1 protein-coding gene is annotated in these 426 nt (G+C 30.8%); it reads left to right on the top strand.

Annotation, left to right across the window (positions count from 1 at the left end; translation table 11 throughout):
- The coding region (locus V7266_RS30740) for a YjcZ family sporulation protein (RefSeq protein ID WP_420491376.1) at window positions 1-54 on the top strand (54 nt) is incomplete at its 5' end.
- Window positions 55-426 lie beyond the last annotated feature (372 nt).

Below are 426 nucleotides of genomic sequence, written 5' to 3'. Positions count from 1 at the left end.
GTAGTATTATTTATTCTTCTCATCATTGTTGGAACTTCTTTTGTGTTCTATTAATTGATGATTAAGAAACCGAATGACATTCATTCGGTTTCTTTTTTAGCACATTTTGGATAAAAAGGGAATAAATCCTTCCAAAAAAAGGTGTAAGTATACATTATTGTAAGCAACCATCCAGACATATTAATATACCCTTGGAAGAAGAAGGAACGGAAACCTTCTTCTTCTATAAATGGAGATATAACAGTCCTATGTGTAACAAAGGGATTTTTTGTTACATGATAGCTTTCAAATTGAATTAGATGGAACACCACCTACAGATTAACAGCTTAGCATGTTCTTAGAGAGCATTTAGACATAATGAAAAAAAGAAGCCATTTATGATTATTTTTAGAAGTATCACAAATGGAATTCTCTTTAGAATAGTCC

The sequence above is a fragment of the Neobacillus drentensis genome, from assembly GCF_036965645.1.
GTDB lineage: Bacteria > Bacillota > Bacilli > Bacillales > Cytobacillaceae > Neobacillus > Neobacillus drentensis_D.
Note: the sequence above shows the minus strand (reverse complement) of the source record. Positions and strands in the feature narration are given on the sequence as shown.